At 72.4% G+C, this 24,126-nt stretch carries 23 protein-coding genes; 6 read left to right on the forward strand and 17 right to left on the reverse strand.

Features of this window, described 5'->3' with window-relative positions:
• Window positions 1-402: 402 nt before the first annotated feature.
• The 3 genes from CcI49_RS17725 to CcI49_RS17735 all read right to left on the reverse strand — a co-directional run bounded on the left by CcI49_RS17725 (window position 403) and on the right by CcI49_RS17735 (window position 3,105).
• Window positions 403-1,149, reverse strand: coding sequence for an alpha/beta hydrolase (locus CcI49_RS17725; protein ID WP_076827873.1), 747 nt, complete (start codon window positions 1,147-1,149; stop codon window positions 403-405).
• A 252-nt stretch (window positions 1,150-1,401) separates the two neighbouring features.
• On the reverse strand, window positions 1,402-2,340 hold the full coding sequence (locus CcI49_RS17730; protein WP_076827875.1) for a DUF4232 domain-containing protein: 939 nt from the start codon (window positions 2,338-2,340) through the stop codon (window positions 1,402-1,404).
• Window positions 2,341-2,346: 6 nt separating this feature from the next.
• Entirely contained in the window at window positions 2,347-3,105 is a 759-nt protein-coding gene (locus CcI49_RS17735) for a maleylpyruvate isomerase family mycothiol-dependent enzyme (RefSeq protein WP_241840121.1), read from the reverse strand.
• Between the two features lie 116 nt (window positions 3,106-3,221).
• Between CcI49_RS17735 and CcI49_RS17740 the strand changes: the two genes are divergently transcribed.
• Window positions 3,222-4,121, forward strand: coding sequence for a carbohydrate kinase family protein (locus tag CcI49_RS17740; protein WP_054570114.1), 900 nt, complete (start codon window positions 3,222-3,224; stop codon window positions 4,119-4,121).
• Window positions 4,122-4,184: 63 nt separating this feature from the next.
• On the opposite strand, the gene CcI49_RS17745 is transcribed toward CcI49_RS17740, so the two are convergent.
• A complete protein-coding gene (locus CcI49_RS17745) occupies window positions 4,185-4,874 on the reverse strand; it encodes a TetR/AcrR family transcriptional regulator C-terminal domain-containing protein (protein WP_054570115.1) in 690 nt (229 codons plus the stop codon).
• A gap of 89 nt (window positions 4,875-4,963) precedes the next feature.
• On the opposite strand from CcI49_RS17745, the gene CcI49_RS17750 reads away from it, so the two are divergent.
• Window positions 4,964-6,073, forward strand: coding sequence for an FAD-dependent monooxygenase (locus CcI49_RS17750; protein WP_054570116.1), 1,110 nt, complete (start codon window positions 4,964-4,966; stop codon window positions 6,071-6,073).
• Window positions 6,074-6,089: 16 nt separating this feature from the next.
• On the opposite strand, the gene CcI49_RS17755 is transcribed toward CcI49_RS17750, so the two are convergent.
• The 6 genes from CcI49_RS17755 to CcI49_RS17780 form a co-directional block, all read right to left on the reverse strand.
• Entirely contained in the window at window positions 6,090-6,512 is a 423-nt protein-coding gene (locus CcI49_RS17755) for an ester cyclase (RefSeq protein ID WP_054570117.1), read from the reverse strand.
• A 103-nt stretch (window positions 6,513-6,615) separates the two neighbouring features.
• Window positions 6,616-6,924 carry a hypothetical protein gene (locus CcI49_RS17760; RefSeq protein ID WP_076827981.1) on the reverse strand — a complete coding sequence of 103 codons (309 nt, stop codon included), beginning with the start codon at window positions 6,922-6,924 and terminating at the stop codon, window positions 6,616-6,618.
• A 58-nt stretch (window positions 6,925-6,982) separates the two neighbouring features.
• Window positions 6,983-7,696 carry a hypothetical protein gene (locus tag CcI49_RS42110; protein ID WP_054570119.1) on the reverse strand — a complete coding sequence of 238 codons (714 nt, stop codon included), beginning with the start codon at window positions 7,694-7,696 and terminating at the stop codon, window positions 6,983-6,985.
• Window positions 7,697-7,805: 109 nt separating this feature from the next.
• Window positions 7,806-9,083, reverse strand: a complete 1,278-nt coding sequence (locus CcI49_RS17770; RefSeq protein ID WP_241840123.1) for a GNAT family N-acetyltransferase — start codon at window positions 9,081-9,083, stop codon at window positions 7,806-7,808.
• Window positions 9,084-9,224: 141 nt separating this feature from the next.
• A complete protein-coding gene (locus CcI49_RS17775; protein ID WP_076827879.1) occupies window positions 9,225-10,187 on the reverse strand; it encodes a TauD/TfdA family dioxygenase in 963 nt (320 codons plus the stop codon).
• 468 nt (window positions 10,188-10,655) lie between these two features.
• Window positions 10,656-11,414: an SDR family oxidoreductase gene (locus tag CcI49_RS17780; protein WP_076827881.1), complete on the reverse strand. Its 759-nt coding sequence runs from the start codon at window positions 11,412-11,414 to the stop codon at window positions 10,656-10,658.
• A gap of 122 nt (window positions 11,415-11,536) precedes the next feature.
• Here CcI49_RS17780 and CcI49_RS44180 point away from each other — a divergent pair, with 122 nt between their 5' ends.
• Window positions 11,537-12,136 (forward strand): TetR/AcrR family transcriptional regulator, encoded by a 600-nt coding sequence (locus tag CcI49_RS44180; RefSeq protein ID WP_054570122.1) that lies wholly within the window; start codon window positions 11,537-11,539, stop codon window positions 12,134-12,136.
• A 289-nt stretch (window positions 12,137-12,425) separates the two neighbouring features.
• Window positions 12,426-13,415, forward strand: coding sequence for a tyrosine-type recombinase/integrase (locus CcI49_RS17790; protein ID WP_235498359.1), 990 nt, complete (start codon window positions 12,426-12,428; stop codon window positions 13,413-13,415).
• A gap of 36 nt (window positions 13,416-13,451) precedes the next feature.
• On the opposite strand, the gene speB is transcribed toward CcI49_RS17790, so the two are convergent.
• From speB to CcI49_RS17810, 4 genes are all read right to left on the reverse strand, one after another.
• The gene (speB, locus tag CcI49_RS17795; protein ID WP_054570123.1) at window positions 13,452-14,471 is read right to left on the reverse strand and encodes an agmatinase; all 1,020 of its coding nucleotides are present in this window, start codon (window positions 14,469-14,471) and stop codon (window positions 13,452-13,454) included.
• A 158-nt stretch (window positions 14,472-14,629) separates the two neighbouring features.
• Entirely contained in the window at window positions 14,630-15,742 is a 1,113-nt protein-coding gene (locus CcI49_RS17800) for an MFS transporter (RefSeq protein ID WP_235498334.1), read from the reverse strand.
• Between the two features lie 126 nt (window positions 15,743-15,868).
• Window positions 15,869-17,173, reverse strand: coding sequence for a cytochrome P450 (locus CcI49_RS17805; RefSeq protein WP_198955563.1), 1,305 nt, complete (start codon window positions 17,171-17,173; stop codon window positions 15,869-15,871).
• Window positions 17,174-17,249: 76 nt separating this feature from the next.
• Entirely contained in the window at window positions 17,250-17,645 is a 396-nt protein-coding gene (locus CcI49_RS17810; RefSeq protein WP_054570125.1) for a nuclear transport factor 2 family protein, read from the reverse strand.
• A gap of 575 nt (window positions 17,646-18,220) precedes the next feature.
• On the opposite strand from CcI49_RS17810, the gene CcI49_RS17815 reads away from it, so the two are divergent.
• Window positions 18,221-19,183, forward strand: a complete 963-nt coding sequence (locus CcI49_RS17815; RefSeq protein ID WP_054570126.1) for a hypothetical protein — start codon at window positions 18,221-18,223, stop codon at window positions 19,181-19,183.
• 105 nt (window positions 19,184-19,288) lie between these two features.
• On the forward strand, window positions 19,289-20,860 hold the full coding sequence (locus CcI49_RS17820) for a bifunctional 3-(3-hydroxy-phenyl)propionate/3-hydroxycinnamic acid hydroxylase (RefSeq protein WP_076827884.1): 1,572 nt from the start codon (window positions 19,289-19,291) through the stop codon (window positions 20,858-20,860).
• Window positions 20,861-20,881: 21 nt separating this feature from the next.
• On the opposite strand, the gene CcI49_RS43375 is transcribed toward CcI49_RS17820, so the two are convergent.
• The 3 genes from CcI49_RS43375 to CcI49_RS17835 form a co-directional block, all read right to left on the reverse strand.
• Window positions 20,882-21,361 carry a hypothetical protein gene (locus CcI49_RS43375; RefSeq protein WP_241840124.1) on the reverse strand — a complete coding sequence of 160 codons (480 nt, stop codon included), beginning with the start codon at window positions 21,359-21,361 and terminating at the stop codon, window positions 20,882-20,884.
• 168 nt (window positions 21,362-21,529) lie between these two features.
• Window positions 21,530-22,513, reverse strand: a complete 984-nt coding sequence (locus tag CcI49_RS17830) for a lysophospholipid acyltransferase family protein (RefSeq protein ID WP_054570128.1) — start codon at window positions 22,511-22,513, stop codon at window positions 21,530-21,532.
• The gene (locus CcI49_RS17835) at window positions 22,510-24,090 is read right to left on the reverse strand and encodes a lactate racemase domain-containing protein (RefSeq protein WP_076827886.1); all 1,581 of its coding nucleotides are present in this window, start codon (window positions 24,088-24,090) and stop codon (window positions 22,510-22,512) included. The genes CcI49_RS17830 and CcI49_RS17835 overlap by 4 nt, the downstream gene beginning before the upstream one ends.
• Between the last annotated feature and the right edge of the window lie 36 nt (window positions 24,091-24,126).

The raw sequence follows: 24,126 nt of genomic DNA on the forward strand, positions 1-24,126 counted from the left end.
GATCCCGATGTGGCTCCCGCGCCAGGACTCCCCCAGGTGCCCCTCGGAGCCTAACGCCCGATAAGCCTCCCTTCTCGGGCGTTAGACATCGGGGGAGTCGGTGGCCACCCAGCCCATCCGAGCTGCTTACGTTTCGTCGTTACGTCGCCAGGCTGACGCAACGACGAAACGTAATGTTCGTGGGTGTGGGGTCCGGAGCGAACACCCAGGCGGGCGGCCACGTCGACGACACGAAGGATCATGATCGTCACACCAGGTGCGCCAGTCCGGGAGCAGCGTTGGCGTGACGCGGGCGAACGCTCCGCTGGCCACCGCTCATCGAGGTGATCCGGAACCTGTCCTCGACGAACGGTGGCCTGGCCGACAGTTCCTACCGTCTGCTGCGGGCCTGACGGCCCGGCCTCACCTCAGATGCCGGGTGAAGAATCCGGCCACGGCGTCCCCCGCGAACGGCGGAACGCCGGTGTGCCCGCCCATGTTGGCGTGCAGCGTCTTCTCCTGGGAGCCGAAGGCATCGAACAGGTCCAGGGCCGCCTGCCGGTCGTTTCCTTCGTCATCCCACTGCAGCAGGACATGCAGCGGGATGGTGACCCGCCGTGCCTCCTCGAACATGGTGCGCGGCACGAAACTCCCGGCGAACAGGCCGGCGGCCGAGAGACGCGGCTCGACCACCGCCAGCCGGATGCCGATGGCGATCACTCCTCCCGAGTACCCGACCGGGCCGCCGATCCCGGGCAGCGAAAGGACGGCGTCCAGGGCCGTGCGCCATTCCGGGACCGCCTTTTCGACCAGCGGGAGGACGAGCCGGTCGATGATCTCCTCGCCGACCGGCACACCGGCCGCGAGYGCCCGGCGCAGGTCGGCGCGGGCCCGTTCGGCGGCGTCGGACCGAGGCCGCTCACCGCTGCCGGGCAGCTCGATCGTCGCGGTGGCGAAGCCGTCCGCCGCGGAGCGCCGGGCCCGGGCCACCAGCCGGGGGTACATCCTGGGCAGTCCGCCGGGGTGGCCGAGCAGGATCAGCGGGACCGGTGCGGCCGCGGATGCGGATGCGGCGGATGCGGGCGTCCACAGGATGCCGGGGATCTCACCGAGGGTGAACGCGCGTTCGAGGACGCCGTTGTCGGCGTGCTGTTCGGAGGTGAATCGCATGGTCGTGCCTTTCGGGAGAGCTCGCAACGGCGCTCCCGGACGACCTACCGCCCGACCGTGACCCCGGAGGGGAGCACCCATGTCGATACTGCGTTCACGGGTACCACCTCCTCGTTCTCTCGCACGGCCTCCGCGAAGCTAGCAGCGGTCGCCACGGACCACCAACAGGTTTTCCCGCGGGCGCCGTGGTCGGGGTACGCCGGTCAGCCGCGCACATGCAGTGCGAGCCCCCTGCGGCGCGGTGGTGTGGTTTCACGGCGGGAGTTTCCAGGGGCTGACGGCCAGTGTGCCGGTGGTGCCGAGGTCGAGGCGCAGCGTCAGGGTCACCGGGGCGGCATCCGGCTGGGTCCGCACCCTGAGGTACGGGACGATGGGCGTGTCCGTGCGCCACGCGAGTTCGGATACGGCGCTCTCGCCCGGTTTCAGGACCAGCGGGTGGGCTGGTTCGTCGAATCCGGATCCTGGTAACGAGATGCCGCTGACACCCCCGCTGCCGTGCGTGATCCGGGCACCGTCGACGGGTGACCGGTCGGTGTCCAGCAGTTCCAGCAACGGGTAACCGTCGAGTGTGTAGTCGTCCGTCCCGCAGTTCTGCAGGTGCAGACCCACGACGCGCAGCCCCATCGCCGCGGTGTGGTCAGAGGTGAGGCGCAGCCCCGAGGGTGGGCATCGTTCGGGCGGGGGCGGCAGCTCGGAGTCAGGCACCTTCGTCACCTCGGCGACCTTCACCCGGGTCACCGGGCAGGTGTAGGAGTCCTGCGTTTCGGGCCGGACCGTGCCGCGYACGGTCGCGCCGGGGCGCACCGAACGCACGACCTCGTCGGTGAAGGCCCCCACCTGGATGGTGCCCGCGAGGAACATGAACCGGATCGTGTAGGTGAACACCTCGGTGTCCTCGTTGTGGAGCTCGTAGGTGGCCGAGATCCCGGGGCCGCCGGTGGGGAGGGGGCGGATGACGGGATCGTCGTGGTGCCCGTAGTCGTCGAAGGCGGGTTCGGGGCACGGGGGAAGGCGGCCGGAGTACACGGTCATCGAGGTGATCCGGACACCGTCCACCGGTGGGACGGTGACGGCCTTCCGCCTCGCGGTCGGACCCCCGAACTCGTATACGACCAGTCGTACCGTGACTATCCCCAGCACGGTGAGAGCCAGCAGAAGCGCCGGAAGAAATACGGGGACGGGTCTGCGCATCGGACGTCAGAAGGCGGTGCGGTCAAGCCAGGTGTCGAGAACCTTCGGATCGCCGGAGACTGTCAGCCTGGCGTCGCCGGCGGAGATCCGGCGCAGGGCGAGCAGATACAGGCCGACCGCGGAACCGGAGACGGTGACCGTGGCCGCCGCGGGTACCGCGGTCCAGGTGACGGTGTCTCCGCTGCGGGCGACCGACCAGGCTGCGGAGCTGTCGGTTGCGGTCAGGGTCAGGGTGTTCTCGTCGTCCAGTGGCGCTGCGAACCAGGGCGCTCCGATCGCGATCAGGTCCAGCAGTTCGGACAGGCCGTCGGCGGCGATCGCGGGTGCCATGACCACGTCGCGGCCGAGTGCCAGCAGCGCGTCGGCGCGGTGCCCGGTGGCCTCGTGCAGCCGGCGCCGGATCCACCACCGCGCCGGGCGCACCCCTGCGAACGGGGTCCACACCGGTACCTCGGCACCGGTCGCGTCGACCGCGGTGATGACCTGCCGGGCGCTGTCGCGCAGCCATTCGACCGCGGCCTGCTGATCGCGTGGCCGCCGCACGTCGGGGACGGTGGCGTAGTCGATGTTCTCGGTGCTGCGGTGCGTCACCATCGTCGCGGTCCAGCGATGCGCGCCGCCGACGTGGCCGACCAGCTGGGCCAGGGTCCAGCCCGGGCAGGTCGGGATGGGCGTGGTGGGATCGCAGTCGCGATAGAGATCCGCCAGCAGATCGGTCTCGGTCAGCAGCGCCTCCCGCACCGCCTCCGCATCCAGAGCAGTCACGATCTCGACCGTAGCCCATCGCACTGTTATCGGTACTCATGATGACAATCCCGGCGAGAACCGGCCCTGGTCGAGGCTCTGGTGGCGGGGGCCGTCCTGATGGCAGGCTGCCGGTCGTGGATTCTCCGGTGGTCGTCGCGGGTGTCGTCAACGTCCAGCAGACGATTCCGGTCGAGGGCTTTCCGGTCGCCTACGCTCCCGTCCGCTACCTGCCCCACGGCCTGCGGCTGGCGACCTCGGGTGTGGGTCTCAACGTGGCGCGGGCCCTGACGGGGCTTGGTCGCCCGGTGCGGCTGGCGACCGTCGTCGGCCGGGATGGGGCAGGTGTGCTGGTGCGGGACGCACTGGAACAGGCAGGGCTGGCAGGTGCGGGCGTGGTCGGGGGCGAGTGCACCGCGCAGTCCGCGGTGCTTGTGGACCGGGCCGGGCGACGGCAGATCAGCACGGATCTCAAGGATCTACCCCTGTTCCCCTATCCGCTGGAGGTGTTCGCGGGCCTTCTCGTCGGAGCGCAGGCCGCGGCGGTCTCCACCATCGGTTTCGCACGGCGGCTTCTCCCGGTCGCGGTCGAGGCGGGTGTTCCGATCGCGGTGGATCTGCAGGCGACACCAGGCCTTCAGGACACCTACGCCCGGGACTGGGTGGAGCGGGCGACGGTGGTCTTCTGCTCGCAGGAGAACCTCACGGTCTCACCGGAGCGTTTCGCTCGGGACGTCTTCGCGCTCGGCCGGGCGAAGGTGGTGGTCGTCGGTCTCGGGGCGGCCGGCTGCGTGCGTTTCCTGCCCGGGATGTCGCCGCGCGCCGTGCCGGCGGTCGCGCCCTTCGGGGTACGCGACACCACCGGCGCAGGCGACGCGCTGTTCGCCGGTTTTCTGCACTACTGGCTGCGCTCCGGCGACCCGGACGACGCGATTGATCGGGCGGTACTGGTCGCCGGCTGGACGGTGGGTTTCCCCGGGACGGGGCACTACCCCACCCACGACGACATCGTCACGTTGCGCTCCCGGACACGGTGACAATCCCCGACACGACGATGCGGCCCCGACCGCACCGTCGTCGCGCATCACCCGATTTGCGGGTCAGGGTGAGATGCGGGTGATGCGGGCTTCGATGCCGTCGAGGAGGAAGTCGAGGCCGGTGCGGAAGGCCTGGTCGGCGTCCAGGTGGGGGCCGTCGTGGACGGCGGTGGCCAGGGCGGGGAACCGGCCGGTGGCGAAGGTCCGCTGCAGGTAGGGACCGTACGTCAGCTGCCACTGCCTCTTGTTCATCCCGGTGGCCTGCTCGGCCCGCCGCTCGGCGATCTCCCGGCGCACCACGCCGACGACATACGCGTCGACCGCGGCGATCGCCGGCACGGCGGTGCTCAGGTCGACACCGACGAGCGCGGCTGTGACGGCCTCCAGCCTTGCCAGCGTGTGCGGTCCGAGCTGCGGTCGCCCACCGATCAGGTCGGCGAACCATTCGTGCCGGTGCGCGGCGTCGCGGGTGGCGCCGGCGAGGGAGCTCAGCACCTCCCGCCAGCCGTTTCCGCTCGGGTGGATCTCGGCGTTGACCGCGTCGACCATCAGGTCGAACAGTTCGTCCTTGGTGGCGATGTAGCCGTACAGGCGCATCGGGCCGACGTCCAGTGCGGCGGCGACCCTGCGCAGCGACACCGCTTCCAGGGTGTCCGCGTCGGCCAGCCGGATCGCCGCTCGCACGATCCGCTCCCGGTTCAGCGGGGCCGGTACCGGCCGGTCCGGCGGCTCGGGCCTCTCCCACACCAGCATGCCGGCGACGATACGCTGCGCAATGTCGATACAGCGTATCGATCAATACGGCGTAGCGGACGCCGGGACGGAAGGGATCGGAGGCGGCGATGGACATCGCCATCGTGGGAGCCGGGCTGGGCGGCCTCGCCCTTGCCCGTGTGCTGCAGGTGAACGGCATCGACGCCGTCGTGTACGAACGGGAGGCCTCACGCGACGCACGCGGTCAGGGCGGCATGCTCGACATCCATTCCGGGCAGCGGGCGCTGCGTGTGGCCGGCCTGATCGACCGGTTCCACGCGATCGCCCGCCCCGAAGGTCAGGACATGCGGCTTCTCGAGCCGGACGGCACCCTGCTGCTGCAGCAGGACACGCCCCAGGACGCCCCGTCCGAGCGGCCCGAGGTCGACCGTGGCGATCTGCGTAACCTGCTGCTGGACTCGCTGCCCGGGCACACGGTGCGCTGGGGGCACGCGTTCGCGTCCGCCGACAACGGCGTGGCACGTTTCACCGACGGCCGCACCGCACCGTTTGACCTGCTGGTCGGCGCCGACGGCGCGGACTCCCGGGTCCGCGGGCTGCTCACCGACGCCCGTCCCGCGCACACCGGCCAGAACGCGGTCGAGCTCGGTATTCCCGACGTCGACCGGACCCATCCCGATCTCGCGGCGATGGTCGGGCGCGGCAACTACTGGGTGCTCGGCAACGGGCGGTCCCTGTCCGCGCAGCGGGGCGGCGACGGCCGTGTCCGCGTCTATCTCAGCTTCTACTCCACTGCCGAGGACTGGTTCGCCACCAGCGCGATCCCGTTCGAGGACCCGGCCGCCGCCCGGGCGCGGCTGATCGGCCTGTTCACCGGCTGGGATCCCCGGTGCACCGCGCTGATCGCGGCCTGCGACGACCTGATCGTGCCGAGGTCGATCATGACTCTCCCCGCCGGCCTGACCTGGCCGTCGAGACCGGACGTCACGCTGCTCGGCGACGCCGCGCATCTGATGCCGCCGGTGGGGCAGGGCGCCAACATGGCGCTGCTCGACGGTGCCCTGCTCGGCCTGGCGCTGGTCGCCCACCCGGGCGACTTTCCCGCCGCTGTCCAGGAATACGAACGCGAGATGTTCGCACGCACCGGCGCAGCCGCCCGGCAGTCCGCGGCGATCCAGGAAATGCTGATGGCGCCGGATGCCAGCCGCAGAATGCTCGCGTTCTTCCAATCGGGCTGAGGGGGAATGTCCGGGCTCAGCGGTCGGGGCGGAGCTGGCGGCGTAGGCCGGTCTCGTCGAAGTAGATGCGGTTCTCCGTGACCAGACCACCAGCGACCTGGTAGACCTCGACGATCCGCAGGGTCACGAGGTTTCCGCTCGCCGGGATCGGCGACTCCCCACCGGTGGCCGTGTACGGGCCTGTGTGCCGGGCTCTCAGCGTGGACTCCTCGACGACCAGCGGGCCTTGCTCCACGAGCAGATGCGTGTCGACGTCGACGTCCTCGAAGGCGGAAAGGAAGGCATCGCTGTGGTCGAGGGCCGCCGCACGCCCGACGAGGCGCACCGCGCCGGGCGCCTCCATCACCACGTTCTCGGCGAGCAGGCCGAGCAGCGTCTCCCGGTCACCGGCCTCGAAGGCGGCGATCACCCGCTTCACCGTGTCCAGTGCGTCGCCCATACCGCCATACAAACCCACAACGCCTTCGGCGTGTGCACCGGATGGCAAAGGGAACCGTGCCGCAGGGAAGCACACCCGCGTCCGTGGTCCTTTCGGTGCGTTCTCAGGCTGTGATGTGCAGTTCGACGACACGGCCCTCAGGGTCACGAAGCACATGAACGCCTGGTTCCCAGGCGGTTCGGAGACTGGTGCTGGCGACGACCAGACCGATCCTGGTCCGCCCGGTGGATCCGCCGGTACCCGCCGGGTACAGCTCGAAGACCACACCGTCGGCCAGCACCGCGGCGTGGTGCTCGGGGCCGTGACCGTGACGTTCACGCTCGAACGGCAGACCCAGGCCTCGGTAGAAATCGAGGCAGGCGGGCAGGTCCACGCAGTAGACGACAAGAAGGCTGATCTGTGCCCTGGTCAATCCCGGGTTCTCGCTGTTCACGTCTCGGCTCGGCCGGAGGCCTCGCCCTGGGTGTGCTCTACGCAGCGCCTTCCGTCTCCGTCGGGGCATCGGGCTCGGTGATGACAGTGGCGGTGTGCCAGGGGCGGACGAGTCCACCGGCCGGGCAGGCCCACCAGGGTGCCCCGTCGTGAACCTCGGGGCGTAGGGGATGCGGATGGCCGGGGCAGACCGGGGCTGGGTCGGAGATCCAGGCGTCGGCCAGGGCGTCCTGCAGCCAGCCGGCGAGGTCGACGGCAAGCTCGGCCGGGTCGGTCGTGGGCTGGACACGGTGCACGGTGGTGGCGCCGGACGGGTCGGTGCTGGTGACGAGCCAGAAACCCAGCCAGCTGACGAGCTCGATCTGATCAGGCTGCCCTGGCCGGTCAACCGGGCCGGGCTCGGCGTCCGAGTCCGGTGACACGGCGCGGGCCGGCGGGGACTGTGCGGGGCCGAGGTGGGCGCGCAGTGAGGCCACGGCGGCGGGGTTGCGTTCCAGCCAGGCCGCGGCGGCGACGAGGTCGGCGTTGTCCGGCGCGGCGACGGTGACGGTGAGCTGGCGGGCGAAGGGGTGCAGTTCGGTGAGTGCCGCCGTCACCAGGTCGGTGACCCGGCGGCGGGCGGAGGCCAGGTGTTCGTCGGCGAGCAGTGGCGGCTGTGGGGCATGGCCGGCTGCTGGTGCCTGCTCGTCGAAGGTGATGTCCAGGACGCTGACGTAGGCCCACGACGGACGGTCCTGGGAATCGGACTGCATCTACTCACCGTAGCCGGATGCCGATCAGCCGGTCAGCCCTGCCGGGGGGTCCCGGCCGGCCCGCGCCCGGGACCGGCCGGGGCCGGCCGGGACCGGCCGGGACCGGTGTTCAGGAGCCGTTGGTGTTCAGGAAGCTGCGCCAGGGGCCGCTGACAAGGTCGGCGAGCAGCTGGTAGCCGACGGCTCCGGGGTGGACGCCGTCACCGGCGGCGAGGCTGGCCGCCCACTCCGGCCGGGCCGCGAGCGCGTCGAAGACGCTGACATAGGGGACGTCGAGGGCGCCGCAGACGGCCGCGTACCGCACGTCGAGAGCGCGGATGCGACTGTTCCTGACCTCGTCGAGCCCGGGTGGCGGGCCGACCATCAGCACGGGCAGCAGCCCACGGGCCTCGGTGAGCAGGGTGCGCGCCGTGGCGACCGACTCCTCCAGCGGCACCCGTGGCCGCTGCCCGGTGACGGTGGTGTCGTCGTCGACGGTCGTGTCGTTGACGCCGAAGGACAGCACCAGCCGGTTGTCGGTGCCCGCGGGCAGCCGCGGCAGGCATTCGCTCCTCCACCGGGTGTGGATCTGGGTGGAGGTCTCGCGGCGGATCCCGAGGTTGTAGGTCGTCAGGTAGGTGCCGTCGGGGTCGGTGGCGGCGGCGAGACGTCCCACCCAGCCCAGGCGGGCGGGGTCACCGACACCGGCGGTGAACGAGTCCCCGAGGAAGCACACCCGGACGTCACCTCCGGTGTGCGGGCCGACCGGCGCGGATGCCGGCCTGGATGTGCTGGACGTGGTCGTGGACGGGGACCTGGTCGTGGGTGGTTCGCCGGTCAGGGGGCGGGTGAACACGATGCGGTGCAGTCCCGGCCCGTCATGGTCCCGGTGGGCGGTGACCCTGCCCTGTGGGATGTCGGGCTCGGATGTGCATCCGCCGACGGCGTCGGAGATGTCGACGGTGATGTCACCGGGTTCGACGCGGAAACCGAGCGCGGTGTGGAACGCCAGCGAGGTGGTGTTACCCGGGCTGGTGATGCAGCGGACCTGCCGGCGGCCGTACCGCGCCGCGTCGGCGAAGAACTGGCGGTAGAGGGCGGCGGCGACGCCGTGGCGGCGCAGCGCCGGGTCGACACCGACGAAGTGGATGTAGGCGACGTCGGGCTGCGACGGTGACAGCAGGCCGATGAGGAACGCGGCGACCGTGCCGTCGGCGTGTTCGACCAGGTAGCTGCTGGCGGTGAAGTGCTCGAAGAACAGCCGTGGCAGCAGCCGGCTGCGTTGCAGGGAGCCGGCGTCACCGCCGAAGCCGGCCCACCAGTCGTCCAGGACGGCCAGCACCCGCGGCTGGTCGTCGGCGCGGGGGCGACGTGCCACCAGACCACCCGGAAGATCCTCTTTGATCATCCGATCACCCTGGCAGACAGGCTGCGGCGAGGCCATGTGTTTTTCCCTCCCCCGGTCGGCCCGGAGGAGGGACGGTGCCGTTGCCGGGGTGGGGTGGCGGGACGGGCGACCCCACCCCGGCAACGGCGGCCGGTGGGCGGGTCAGCTACCCGCGCCCGGGGGTGTGGCGATCGGCGAGTACGCGGTGGCGTCGCCGGCGCGTACAACGCTGGGGCGGCCGTCGGGTCCGACCGGAATGTCACCGGCGACGGTGACACGGTGCACCACACGGGGGGCGTCGTTGTAGTCGTTGACGGCGTAGTGCTGGGTGGACCGGTTGTCCCAGATGGCGACGTCGTCGGTCTTCCAGTGCCAGCGCACGGTGTTCTCCGGGCGGGCGACGGCGTCACCGAAGGTGCGCAGCAGGTTCGTCGACTGGCTGGGTGACAGCCCCTTGATCTGCTTGACGAAACCACCGAGCAGCAGGGACGGCTCCCCCGTCTCGGGGTGGATGCGCACGACGGGGTGTTCGGTCTCGAACTCGACGGAACGGAACTCCAGGAACCGGTCGATGATCTCCTGGGGCAGGCCGGCCAGGTCGGATTCGCGCAGGCCGTAGTCATGCTGGTTGGTGTGGTGGGCCCGCAGCTTCTCGGCGAGCTCGCGTAGTTCGGCGGGCAGCTCGTGGTAGGCGGCGACCGTGTTCGACCACAGGGTGTCACCACCATGGGGTGGGACGGTGACGGCACGCAGGATGGAGAAGGCGGGCGGCCGGTCGGTGAAGGTGACGTCGGTGTGCCAGGCGCCGGCGCGGCCACCGCGGCTGGCGTCCAGTTCGTGCACGAGGGGTTCGCCGGCCAGCGGTGCCTGGGTGGGGTGGGCCTGGGTGAGCGGGCCGAGCAGCCGCGCGAACGCGATCTGGGTGGCGGTGTCGAGGTGGTCCTGCCCACGGAAGAAGATCACCCGGTGCCGCAGGGCCGCGGCGCGGATCGCGGTGACGGTGTCCGCGTCGAGGTCGCCGCCCAGGCGCACACCGTCCACGATGGCGCCGATGCGGGAGGTGAGCTGGGTGATGGTGAGTGCCGCCCGGCTGGTGAGGGCCTGGGCGGGGGCTGCGGTGGTCATCGGTGGGCTCCTCGGGGCGGGGTGCGGTGGCCGGTAGGGCGGCTGCGGGTACGGCGCGCGTGGCCGTGCGGCGTGGGCGGGCGGCCCTGCGATGGCGCGGAGATGCGGCAGGCAGCCACGACGGGGTCGGGGCTCTGCGGGTCGGCGGTGTGACCGGTGGCGGGGCACGCCGGCCTGCTACGGGCCTATGGGCCGTGGATCCGGCGCCTGCCGGTCAGGGCCGGGCGGAGGTCAGGGCCGGGCGGGACACAGGGCGCTCGCGACGCGGACGCAGTCCACGTGCACGCGGCGCGCGAGGGGTGACCTGCGGCTCATGAGCCTCATGCTAGGCCCGCGACAGCCGACAAGTCGACCTAGTCGACAGATTTACTGAAGAAATCGGTCAGGCGTCCGTCGCCACCGGCGCACTCCCCCGCCCTCCCGCCGGCGGCGTCTCGCCGCACCCTGCGCCGCAGCCGCCGGCGGCGACTACAGCGCGGACCAGCCGCCGTCGACCGTCAGGGTGGCGCCGTGGATGTTGGCCGCGGCCGGGCCGGCGAGGAAGACCGCGGCGGCGGCGACCTCGTCGAGGGTGCTGGCCCGCCGCGACGGGACCCGCGCCAGCATCGGCGCAAGGTGATCACTGATCGCCTCGGTCCGCCGGGTGAGGGTGGGGCCCGGCGCGATGGTGTTGACCCGCACCCCGCGCGGGCCGTATTCGGCGGCCCAGGAGCGGGTCAGGGAATGCAGCGCGGCCTTGGACGCACCGTAGAGCGCGGACCCGGCCATGCCGATCAGCCCGTTGACCGATCCGATGTTGATGATCGCCCCACTGCCGGCGGCGGCCATGGCGGGCGCGAACGCCGCGGTGAGCAGGAACGCTGCCGTGACGTTGACGGCGAGCACGCCGTTGATCACGTCCTCGTCGACCTGGTCGGTGGGTGCCGGGTCGACGAGGCGGGCGGCGTTGTGGACCAGGATGTCCAGCGGCCGCCCGGTGGTGTCGTGGACGGCGGCGGCGAGCCCGGTGACGGCGGCGGAGCCGCCGGCGAGATCGGCACGCAGGAACGTGGCCGTGCCACCGGCGGCGGCGACGGCGGCGACGACGTCCCGCCCGCGGCCGTGGTCGCGGCCGGTGACGAGGACATGGGCGCCAGCGGCGGCGAGCTGCGTCGCTATCGCGGCTCCGATGCCGTCGGTGGAGCCGGTGACCAGCGCGGTCTGGTCCTGCAGAGGGCTGATGGTCATGGCGGGCGACCTGCCTTGTGATGGTGAGGGCGGTGTTCGGATGGTGCGGTCTGGCTGGTGCCGGGTCGGACTCTGCCCCACAGAAATTGGACCCGCAAGTCCAGAAATGGGAGGGTGGGGCCATGGCACGGGCGTTGACGTCGAAGGGCGAGGCCACCCGGGCGCGCATCATCGCCGGCGCGGCGGCGCGGATCCGCACGCACGGCGTCGCCGCCACGACGCTGGACGACATCCGCGAGCAGACCGCGACCAGCAAGAGCCAGCTGTTCCACTACTTCCCCGGCGGCCGCGAGGACCTGCTGCTCGCGGTGGCCCGCCATGAGGCCGACCAGGTGCTCGCCGACCAGCAGCCCCAGCTGGGGGCGTTGACATCGTGGGCCGCGTGGGAGGGCTGGCGGGACCGGGTGCTGGCCCGCTATCAGGCGCAGGGCCGGGACTGTCCGCTCGGGGGGCTGCTCACCCAGGTGGGGCGGGCGACTCCCGGCGCGCAGGCGGTGGTGGCGGAGCTGATGGGCCGCTGGGAGTCGGAACTGGCCGCTGGCGTGGCGGCGATGCGGGCCACCGGTCAGGTCGGCGCCGAGGTGGACCCGGCCCGCCATGCCGCCGCGCTGCTGGCCGGCGTGCAGGGCGGGGTGTTGATGCTCATGTCCACCGGTCGGCTGACCTATCTGCAGGCCGCGTTGGACGTCGGGATCGACGCCCTGCGCCACGCCGGCCGGTAGGGGCCGGTCGCCGCCGGCCCCGCGCCGCGGCGGAGCCTACGATCATCGAGCAGGGGCACGGCGGCGGGGCGGGAGGGAGCCGGTGGTGGTCGGGCAGGGTGTCGACGACGATCGCGACGGTGACGGCCGTGACGGCGCGTTGGTGACTCCCTCCCCTGCTGTCACCGTGGCCGGCCCGCCAGCACCGGCCGACCCGGGTGACCCGTCCGGCGCGACCAGCGCGACCAGCGCGACCGAGACGCTCGCGGGTGAGGTGCTCGAAGGCGAGGTGGTGGGCGCCGGCGGTGCGATGGTGCCCGTGCCCGGCGGGGAGCTCGGGGGGGAGCTCGCGGAGCCATTGGCCGAGCGGGTCGGGGACTATGCCCGGGCATCGCGGTCTGCGGCGACGTGGCGGGCCTACGACGCGGACCTGCGTCATTTCCGGGCCTGGTGCGCCGGCCAGCCGGTGGCGCTGGTCGCCGTCCCCGCCTCCGCTGTCACTGTCGCCGGTTACATCGCCGCGCTCGCCGACGACGGCTACGCCCCGTCGACGATCCGCCGCCGGCTCGCGGCGATCTCGGTCGCCCACCAGCTGGCCCGGGTGACGAACCCGACCGCGGCGGCGGAGGTGTCGGCGGTGTGGAACGGTATCCGCCGTTCTCGCGGGGTGCGTCCGAGCCGGAAGGCGGCGTTGGACACGTCGCTGCTGTCGCGGGTGGTCGCCGGGCTGGACGACACCCACCTCGCCGATGTGCGGGACCGGGCGCTGCTGCTGGTGGGGTTCGCCGGCTGCCTGCGCCGCAGCGAGCTGGTCGGCCTGGACACCGCCGACCTGGTGGAGACCGACGACGGGCTGGTCGTGACGGTGCGCCGGTCCAAGACCGACCAGGAGGCAGCCGGGGCACAGGTCGGCCTGGCGTACGGGTCGTACCGGCCGACGTGCCCGGTGCGGGCGTGGCGGGGCTGGGTCGCGGCGGCCGCGGCGGCGGGCACCCCGCTGGCCGACGGGCCGGCGTTCCGCGGAATCAACCGGCACGGGCAGGTCGGCACGGTGCGGCTGTACCCGGGATCGGTGGCGCGGATCGTGCAGCGGCGGGTGGCCGCCGCCGGACTGGACCCGGCCGACTTCGCCGGTCATTCGCTGCGGTCGGGGTTCGCGACAGCCGCGGCCCGCGCCGGGGTGAACGACCGGTCGATCATGCGGCAGGGCCGCTGGCGGTCGGCGGCGTCGCTGGAGTCGTATGTGCGGGCCGGGCGGCTGTTCGACGCGGACAACCCGTCCGGGCGGGTCGGTCTGTGACCCTGCGCCGCGCCTGCTGAGCCTGCCGAGGTCCGCCTATGCCGTCGCGGCGTCCGCGGGCGCGGGCACGGCATCGGTGGGCACGGCGTGGGCCGGTCGGGATCGCGCCGGGTGCGGGGTGACAGCCATGGTCGACACGATCTCGTACGCCGTGTGCGCCGCGGCGATCCCGGTGATCTGAGCGTGGTCGTAGGCGGGCGCCACCTCGACGATGTCACCGGACACGACGTCCACCGAGGCGAGCTCACGGAGCAGGACCAGCAGTTCCCGGCTGGTCAGCCCGCCCGCCTCGGGGGTGCCGGTGCCGGGTGCGTGGGCCGGGTCGAGGACGTCGATGTCCACGGACACGTACACCGGCCGGCCGTCGATCCGGGCCCGCAGGCGCTCCGCGGCGGCACGGACGCCGTCCAGCTCGATCTCGGTGGCGGTGATGACGGTGAAGCCGAGCCGGGCGTCGTCGGTGAGGTCGGTGTCGGCGGGCAGGGGACCGCGCACCCCCACGTGGATGCTCGCCTCCATGTCGATCAGACCTTCCTCGACGGCGCGGCGGAACGGCGTGGCGTGGTTGAAGGCACTGCCGTAGGAGCCTTCCCAGGTGTCGAGGTGGGCGTCGAAGTGGGCGACGGCGACCGGCCCGCGCACGGCGGCGACCGCGCGCAGCAGCGGCAGTGAGATGGTGTGGTCGCCGCCGATGGTCAGCAGCCGGGCGCCGCCGTCGAGCAGGTCCCGCGCGTGGCGTTCGATCGCGGTGAGCGCGCCGTGCAGGTCATACGGCCCGGCCGCGACGTCACCGGCGTCGGCGACCTGCAGTGTCTGGAACGGCGCGACACCCAGCTCCGGATTGTAGGGCCGCAGCAGCCGTGAACTCTCCCGGATGTGATTCGGGCCGAACCGGGCACCAGGGCGATAGCTCACCCCCGAGTCGAAGGGAACTCCCAGGACAGCGACGTCGGCCCGGCTCACCTCGTCGAGCCGGGGCAGTCTGGCGAACGTTCCCAGGCCCGCATAGCGCGCATGCCCCACCGGCTCCCGCGGGCTGTTCTGGATCGGGGACACGGGCGACTCCTCGTCGGATCGGGTCGGATCGGGACGCAGGCAGTTCCCAGCATGAACGCCGCGGGACGATCGCCCAGGGTGATCTGGGGTGATCAGCCGGCGGGTTTGTTACCGGGGCGGGTGGCCGCGACGGCGGGCCGACCGGGTCGCGCTCCTTCTCAGCGGCGCCAGGTCACGGCGAGCACGAGGACGGGTAGCGCGGCGCAGCCGAACAGCACCGCCGGCCCGGCCCAGGCCGACCCGAGGGCCCACAACCCGAACGATGCCAGCGAGGTGACCTCCGCGGCCGAGCCGGCCAGTGAGCTGACCGTGGCCCGGGAGGAGTCGGCGGTCTCGCGTTGCAGGCGGGTGTCGGCCTGCACGGCGGCCCACCGCAGCACACCGAAGGCCACCGCCACCCCGACCAGCCCGGCCGGGGTGGCGCTGAACGCGCCGACGGCGAGCGCGCAGCCACCGCCGGCCAGGACCCGGCCGGGATGCTCGGTGCCGCGGTCGGCGAGCCAGCCTCCGGCGGCGTCGCCGGCCAGGATCAGCCCGTAGCCGAAGGGGACCGCGGTGAGCGCGAGACCCGTGTCGGCGATGAGCAGTGGCAGGTACTCGTCGAGGGAGAGCACCGCGGCGAGACCGGCGACCGCCACGACGGCGGCCCGTACCGGTGCCGCCCCGCGCAGCGCGGCGACCCCTTCGCGCAGGACCTGGCGTGCTCCCGGCTCGGTCACACCCTCCGTCCCGTCGCCGGATGCCGCGACCTCGTGCTCCGGGAGCGGGCGCGCACGCGTGTCGGGGAGGGTGAGGGCGACGACGGCGGCCACCAGGGGCGCGGCGACGCTGGCGAGGCCGACGGCGGTGAATCCACCCGCGGCCAGCACGGGGCCGGCGGCGAGGGCGCACAGCAGCGCCGAGACGGTGCCGACCGCCTCGGCCCGTCCGATCAGCCGCGGGTAGGCGCCGGCGCGGCCGAGGACGGCCAGTTCGGCGTGGATGTGGGCCTGCCAGGTACCCGACCGCAGGGAGCCGCCGACACCCCAGAGCACGAAACCGGCGGCGAAGGTGCCGTAGCCCGGTGCCAGCGTCCACAGGGCGAACGCCGCCGCGGACAGCAGCGGCGACACGACCAGCAGAAGCCGCCGCGACACCAGGTCGGCGAGCACACCGGAAGGGACCTCGGTGAGAAACGCCGTCAGCGACCACAGCGCGAACAGCGACGACACCGCGGCAGGCGACAGCCCGTGCTCGGTGAACAGCAGCGCGTACAACGGGTAGAGCAGCACCGCGTCCTCGCACGCCGCGTACGCGTACAGCCGGCGGGCGAGACCCGCCTCAGTCCGGGAGCGACCGGAGCATCAACATCGTCGCAGTCTCATGCCGGTGACCCTACGCCGCCGGGCATCCCGTGCCTACCGGGCGGTGCGCGCCGACGTCCCGACGTGGACGGGGATGGTCTCCCAGCCGCGCAGGACGCGGGTCGGGCGGCGGTGCGGCGTGCCGGCGAGCGCCAGGTCGGGGAACCGTTCGAACAGCAGCCGCAGACCGATCTCCCCTTCCAGCCGAGCCAGGGCCGCGCCGAGGCAGAAGTGGATGCCGCCGGAGAACGCCAGATGGTCCCGGGCGTTGGCGCGCTGGACGTCGAGGACATGCGGGTCGCCGAACACCGCCGGGTCGCGGTTGGCGCCCGCGAGCATGACGACGACGAGCTGCCTGGCCGCCATGGCGACGCCGAGGAGCTCGGTGTCGGTGCCGGCGACGCGGGTGGTGAGCGCCACCGGGGATTCGATCCGCAGGATCTCCTCGATCGCGTTCGGCCAGCGGGACGGGTCGGCGCGTAGCGACTCCAGCTGTTCGCGATGTTCGAGCAGCGCCAGGGTGCCGCTGCCGAGCAGGTTGACGGTCGTCTCGAAGCCGGCCGCGAGCAGCAGCTGGGCGGTGGCGGTCAGCTCGGTCTCGGTGAGCTGCTCACCGTCGCCGGTGAGGCCGACGAGCCGGCTGAGGATGTCGTCGCCGGGAGCGCGCCGCAGCTGTGCGAAATGGCCGGCGAACCAGCTGTTGACCGCTCGCTGCGCGGCTTCGACCCGCTGGAAGTCCGCGTAGGGCAGGCCGACGTCCAGGGTGGCGGCGGCGTCGGCGCCCCAGCGCAGGAACTGGGCGCGCATGTCGGCGGGGACACCGAGGATGGTCGTGATGACGGTCACCGGCAGCTGGGCGGCGTATCGCTCGACCAGGTCGACGGTGCCTTCGGCGGCCATGACGTCGAGCAGGTGATGGGCGGTGCGTTCGACCTCGCCGCGGAGCGCGTCGATCGCGCGGGCGGTGAACACCCGAGAGACGAGGCGGCGCAGGCGGGTGTGGTCAGGGGGGTTCACGGCGAGCAGCGACGGCGGGTCGATCGGTCCGCTCGCCGCCGGGTCGTAGCTGATCCGGGCCAGTGCCCGCAGCGGAAGCGGCAGTTTGGACAGGTCTCCGGCGGCTCGGAACGCGTCGTCGCGCAGCAGCGCCGCCGCGGCCGGATGGCTCGCGGTCACCGTCGCCAGCCGGCCCTGGACGAACGGGCCGGCGGCGCGCAGGTCGTCGTAGACCTTCAGCGGGTCGGGGGCGGAGGCGGGGTCGATCGTCGCGAGCGTCGCCAGGTCGCCGCGGCGGTGCGCCTGCCTCAGCGCGAGCCGCACCGCACCGTGTTTGGACACCCAGCGCATCCTGGTCCGCACCGACATCCAGCCCACCTCCGACGTGCCGCTCCCACGACGTGCTGTTCCCGGGCGCTTCCACCGGTGCCCTCGCCGGTTACAGGCGGGCGTCGACGAAGGCCTGCGGGTAGTGACACCGCCATTCGACGATCTTGCCGGCGTCGTCGAGACGCAGGTAGTCGACGCCGCTCGCGGACGTGCCGTCGGCGAAGCTGAAGCTGTAGACGAACACGACCGTCTGGGTGCTCACCAGGGATGATTCGATGCTGTACCGGATGCCGGGCAGGCGGCGCATCGAGTCGTCGATGTAGTCGCGGAAGGCGTCGTAGCCCTCGACGGTCACCTTCTGTGGGTCACCGGTTCGCCGCTGGACGAACGGCGAGCTGAACAGGATGTCGGTGCCGATCGGCTCCATCACGAGGTCGACGTCGTACTGGTTGAACCCGTCCTCCCAGTGCCGGGCTAACGCCGCGGCGAGCTTCTCGGTGATCATCGCTGCCTCCTGGGATCGCGAGGCGCCCGTTGCGAGGCCTGACGCCGACCGGCCACCTCCGCGGTTCGAGGCAGGCCAACACTAGGCGATCGTTCACCCCGCCGCCAAGACTTAGTGAACACTTGCTCATCGGTGGATCCCGCGTTCCGCGGGCGCACGACACGAAGAGGGACGCCCCTCGTAACGCCGTAACACACCACATTCCCGCTGAAACCTGTACTCCACACCAGGACGTGGACAACAATCGACGTACAGCAGGAGCCAAGCCTGGCAGCAGGAGCGCGATGGTGCCAGGCCACCACGACATCACATATCCACTGCGCGCTGCGACCCCGGACGCGGTAGCGTGCGATGGTCACCGATCGTTGCCGCAATGGTGACGCAGCGCCGCAATGGTGATGCAACGCACCGAAGTGGTCAGGGTGCCAGCGGTCAGGGCACCAGCGGTCCGGATCAACCGGTCCGTGCCACGCCACGGACCGTCGCGGGGCGTGGCACCGGCACTGCCCCGGGCCCGCCGGGAACGTAACGGCCCCACCAGCCCCGCAGCGGGCCGGGGGCGGGAAGGACGTGGGATGAGTCGGGTCGAGCTGCCCGAGTCCGTCCACAGCGACCGGCACGGGCTGGCCGCGGCGTCCCGTGCCGCCGCGATGCTCTCCCGGGAGATCGCCTACGCCGACCCGGACCCGCTGACGATGGCGGAGTTCGACGACCGGCTGCACCGCTACGCCACCACCCTGCTGACCACCCCGCCCACCCTGCTGCTGCGCCCGGTCATCTCCGACTGGCGCCGCGCGCAGGCCGCGCTGGGCCGGCGGCTGTCCCCGGCCACCCACCGTGAGCTCACCGGCATCGCCGGTTTCCTGTCCTTCTACCTGGGAGTGCTCGCCGTCGAGTCGGGTGACGACCCCTCGGCACGGCGGTTCGCGACCCTCACCGACCAGTTCGCCGCCCAGCTCGACGATCCGCTGCTGACCGGGACGGCGGCCACCCTCGACGCACTCGTCGCGTTCGTCACCGGCCGTTACGACGCCGCCGCCGGTGCCGCCCGGCGCGCCGCCGCGGCCGGGCACCCCTACCTGTGCGGGTGGGCGGCCGCGATCGAGGCGGCCGCCGCGGCGACCCTCGGCGACAGCGACACCGCGCTGATCGCGCTGGACCGCCTCGCCACCCGGCCCTGCGTGCAGGGCCTGCGCCATCCGGGCTGGCCGGCGTTCGACGAGGTCCGGGAGGCCTGCGCCGTCGCCGACGTGGTCGCCCGCATGGGCGGTGACAGCGCCGCCGACCTGGCCCGGATCGCGGTCGACCTGACCAGCTCCGGCACGATCGAACGCGGCTGGGCGCTGGCCTGCCTGGCCAGCGCCCTGGCACCGGACGACCCGCCGCAGGCCTCCCGGCTGCTCGGTGACATCGTCGCGATCCTCGACGTGCATCCCTCCCGGATGCTCAGCCGCCGGGTCAACGAGATCGTCTCCGTCGCCGGGCCCGGGCTGCTGCCGCTCATCCCCTACACCGGCCCGGCCGAAGCCTCCGCCTGAGGCTTTCGCCGGGTCCACCGTTTCCGGGCCGCCGGACCGGGAGAACGCCGGCGACAGCCACCCGCGTCTTCTACGCTTTGTAGAAACCTGCGGGCGGGGGCAGCGATGACGACGGTGGATGTGCTGGTGGCCGGATGCGGGCCGGTGGGCGCGGTCCTCGCCACGCTGCTCGGCGAGCGGGCGGTGTCCGTGCTGGTGGTGGATCCGGCCACCGGCACATATCCCCGTCCGCGCGCCGCCGGCCTCGACGAGGAGGTGCTACGCCTGCTCGTCCGCCTCCCCGGAATGGCCGGTCTGCTCGACGAGGTCCGCCCTTCGGCCCGAGCGACGTTCGTCGGCCCGGACCGACATCTGCTGCTCGCCGCGGGCCAGGGCCCCGCCGAGCTCGGCGTACCCGTCGGAGCGTTCATCCACCAGCCGTCCCTGGAACGTTCCCTGCGCGCGGGCCTCGCCGACCTGCCCTCGGTGGACGTCCGCCTCGGGGTGGGAGTGAGCGGGCTACGTGAGGGCCCCGACGCGGTGCAGGTCGACCTGGACGACGGCAGCGCCGTCCAGACACGCTGGGTGGTCGGCTGCGACGGCGCGTCCAGCACCGTGCGCACCCTGATCGGCGTCGGGTACCAGGGCACGACCTTCGCGCAGCCCTGGCTCGTCGTCGACACACGCTCACCCGGGCCGCTGCCCATGCCCGCCGACATCGCCTTCGTTCTCGATCCGCGCCGGCCGGCGGTGACCATGCCCATGCCGGGCGGACACCGATGGGAGTGGATGCTGCTCCCCGGCGAGGATCCCGCGCGGATGACCCGGCCGGAGACGGTCACCCGCCTGCTCACACCCTGGATCGACCCGGGCACGGTCACGATCGAACGGGCCGCCGTCTACACGTTCCACGCCCGGATGGCCGACCGGTGGCGGGTCGGCCGTGTCCTGCTCGCCGGGGACGCGGCGCACACCATGCCACCGTTCGCCGGGCAGGGCCTCGCCTCCGGCATCCGGGACGCCGCCGCGCTGGCCTGGCGGCTGACCGAGGTCGTCACCGGGCGCCGCGACCCGCGGACCCTCGACGACTACGAGCGGGAACGCCGACCCCAGGTGGCGGCGATCACCACCCGCGCGATCCGCGCCGGCCGGGTCGTGCAGACCACCAGCCCCACCCGCGCGGCGCTGCTGCGGATGACACTGCGCACCGCCGCGCACACCCCCGGTCTGCGCCAGGCGCTGCGCTCCGGGGCGGCGCGGCCCCGGACCCGCCTGCCCCGGGCGGCGCGCACACGGCGCGATGGTGGCCGCTGGGCCGGCCGGGTCCTGGCGAACCCGCGGGTACGCACATCGGCCGGTACGACCGGCCACCTCGACGACCTTCTCGGCCTGTCCTGGGCGCTGCTCGGGCTCGGTGTCGACCCCGGCGAGCACCTGCCCCCGCAGGTCCGACGGTGGGCGGACCGCCGCGGTGCCGCCGTGGTGACGGTCACCGGCCCCGGCCGGGCCGGTGACATCCGCGCGGGCGGCCCGGCCGTCGAGGACCTTGTCGTCGAGGACCTGGAGGGCACCGTGCTGTGCATGCGTGGGCGGCACGGCCGCGCACGGATCGCCGTCGTTCGGCCGGACCGCTACCTGCTCGGCGTCTTCGAGCCGTCGCATCTGCCGGACGCGCTCATCGACCCCGCCGAGCGCTGAGAGGCGCTGACGGGCCGCTCCTCAGGCGGACAGCCGGCCCGCGGGGCTGGCGGCCGCGGCCAGCCGGTCGCGGCGGCGGGCGAGAAGCCGCTCGGCCAGCGCGTCGGCGCGTTCCATGTCGTCGAGGGTGGCGCGGGTGCGGTCCTCGACCTCCAGGATCGCGGCGAGCAGTTCGGCGGACAGCCGGGTCCGCGCGGCGACCCGCGCCACGCTCGGCGGCAACGCCCGTCCGGTCGGACCGGCGGGTGGGGCCGCATCGTCACCGGTGCCGGCGGGCCGGCGGACCGCCAGGACCGCGCCCTGGGTTCGACGTGAACGGACCCGCGGGTCGCGATCTCCCGCGGTGTCCGGGCCCGGACGGGCCGGTAGCGCCGTGGGATGGCCGGCGGCGTTGGGACGCCCACCGACGCGCGCGGCGGGGCGCGCGGCCGGTACGGGCCGGTCGACGGGACGACGCTCGGGGCGGTCGGAGCGGTGCAGCAGAGCCATGTATCCAGTCATACCTGTGACACAGCGTGAGGCAACGCCTTGACTTCGCGCACGGGGGCGGGGAAGGCCCTGACCCACAGGTCATCCCCAGGCCCACCCCGACTACCCACCGCACCATGAACAGGTTTATCCACAAGACGATCTTGATGTGACGAGAGTCACATCACCGGCCCGGTGTGATCAGCGTTCCCACGGCGACCGCGACCGCACCGGCGCCGGCGGCTCGGTGGCCTCCCACACCCGCCGCCACCGCGCCACCGGGGCCTCACCCCGCCCGGCCCGCGCCGGCGGCACCGCCACCGAACCCGACGACGTCGACACCGACGTCTCACCAGCACCGGACGCCCGCAGCGACGCCCACCAGCTGGTGGAGTCCTCCACCCCTAGCCGGTCCACCTCCGCCGACAGCCGGGCGGTGAACACCCGCACATCCTCACCGTCCCCGGCCCGGATCGGCGACCCGAACCGCACCGACACCCGCGGACGACCCGGCAACGGCCAGGCCCGCCCACGCGGCATCGCCGCATACGCGCCCCGCAACGCCGCCGGCACCACCGGCACCCCCGCGGTCACCGCCAGATACCCCGCACCGAGGCGGAACCGGCCCCGCGCCCCGTCCTGCGACCGGGTGCCCTCGGGGAACACCACCAGGTTCCACCCGTCACGAAGCAGATCCAGCGGCAACGTCGACGGCACCCCGCCCCGGCGCTCGATCGGCACCGTCCCGAACGCGAACGCCGTCGACAGGCCCCGCCAGGTGCTTTCGAAGAAGTAGTCCGCCGCCGCCGTCACCGCGGTACGTTCCCGCACCTTCCGCGGCAGCGCACACAGCAGCAGCGGGGCGTCCAGATGACTGGAGTGGTTCGACACCACGATCACCGGGCCGTCACCGACCTCGTCGAACACCTCCGCCCCGGCCACCGTCGGGGTCAGCGCCGCGTGCAGCAGCGGGTTCATCGCCCCTTCCAGGAACGCGGTCCGCGCCGCCCGCGCCGGGGTGCTGCGCGCCCACGCGGTCGGGAACTCCCGCGCCGGCGTCGGCGGGCGGTGCGCCTGCGCCGACGCCGGCACCAGCGACCGGTTACCCCAGCGGAACCCCCGCACGACCTCCGCCGCGGAGATCCCCGGCCGCGGCGGCCCACCGAAGCGGCCCGCCGGACTCATCGCACGTCCGCCATCGTGTGCGGCGGGGTGTGCAGGTAGGTGATCGACGGATCACGGCCCACCGTGCCCGACACCATCTCCAACGCGTCCGCGAGCGTCGACGCCGCCCGGAAACCCATCCGCGCGCACGCCGCCCGATCCCCCCCGACCCACACCACATCACCCAGGTGGTCCATGCCGTGCGCGGCCCAGTACCACATGTAGAACGGGTGGACGCCGTGATAGGCGTGCGAGGTGCGGTACAGGTGGATGTACCACGGGTCCGTCGCGTACTGCTTCTCGAACTTCGCCTCGATCGTCGCCGGGTCGGTGGACTCGGCGAGCACCTCGGTGAAGAAGTCCACATACGACGGATGGTGCAGCTGGGAGAACTCCGGTGTCACCGGATGGTAGAGAATCATCGCGCCCTGGTGCCGCACCAGCGGCTTACCCCGGTACATGTTGAAGAAATACCCCAGCCCCATGCAGGTCGCCAGGATCGGGTTCATCACCGAGTTCACGTTGTACGGGCCCACATACGGCAGGCCCGCCACCAGCACGTCGGACTGCCCGTCCACCTCGACGAGCTGCTGACGGTGCACACTGGCGATCGTCTGGTCGTGGGTGGTCTCCGTCTCCCCGGCGAACACACCCGTCACCTGGTAGTCGGCGAGCAGATCATGGAAAAGCTTGCGCCGCGGCCGGGACGGCATCACCGACAGCCCCCGGCTCATCCCGTACGCCATCGCCTGGTCCCGCACCGACCACTCCCACTCCCGGCGGGTCAGGAAGCTGTACTTGTCCGGGAAACAGGCGTTGTTCAGCGTCGTCTCGACATGGAAGATCTTCAGATGGTTCGCCAGCAGCCGACCCATCCGCCACGCCGACGAATGCATCTCCGAACGGGTGTGGTCCATGAACGACCGTGAACGCACCATCGTGTGCGAGTTGTGATGGTGGCGGATGCTGTTGTACGACGCCAGCCCGATCGGCACCGACTTGTGCCCACCGTCCATCGCGACCAGGTTCACGTTCACGTACACCAGCAGGTCGCTCTCCGCGGCCCGCCGGTTGATCTCCACATCCTCACCGTGGTCGGTCACCCCGATGTGCAGGAGGTTGTCCCGGTCCTCGGCGTCGTGGTTGTACAGGTTGTCCGGCCAGAACGACCGGAACACCCGCTCCCCGACGATGTGCTCGATCTCCGCCGCCGTCATCCGCCGATGCAACGCGTTCGCCGCGATCAGCACCACGTCGTCGACCCCGGCCGCCGCCGCCAGCGTCAGCACCTGCTCGATGATCCGCTGACGCACATCCGGACGGCGCATCCGCGGCAGCGGAATCGACAGATCGTCGAACGCGATCGTCAGCCGCATCCCCGGCCGCAGCAGCTCCCGCAACGGCTCACAGTTGTACGGATGCTCCAACGCGTCCGCGATCGCCGCGTCCACATCGCCCACCCCCGGAAGGGACTCCGGCGGATACACCACCCGGGTACCCAGGGGGAACCGCTCCAGCGTCAGCCCCTCACCCTGGTGCACCAGCAGCGGAGGTGTGCGCTCGTCGACCTCGAGCACGAACCCCGGTCTCACCTGCACGTTCCCCTCGTCTGTGTGTCACCCCGACCGGACGCG

This window comes from Frankia sp. CcI49, from assembly GCF_001983215.1.
Taxonomy (GTDB): Bacteria; Actinomycetota; Actinomycetes; order Frankiales; family Frankiaceae; genus Parafrankia; species Parafrankia irregularis.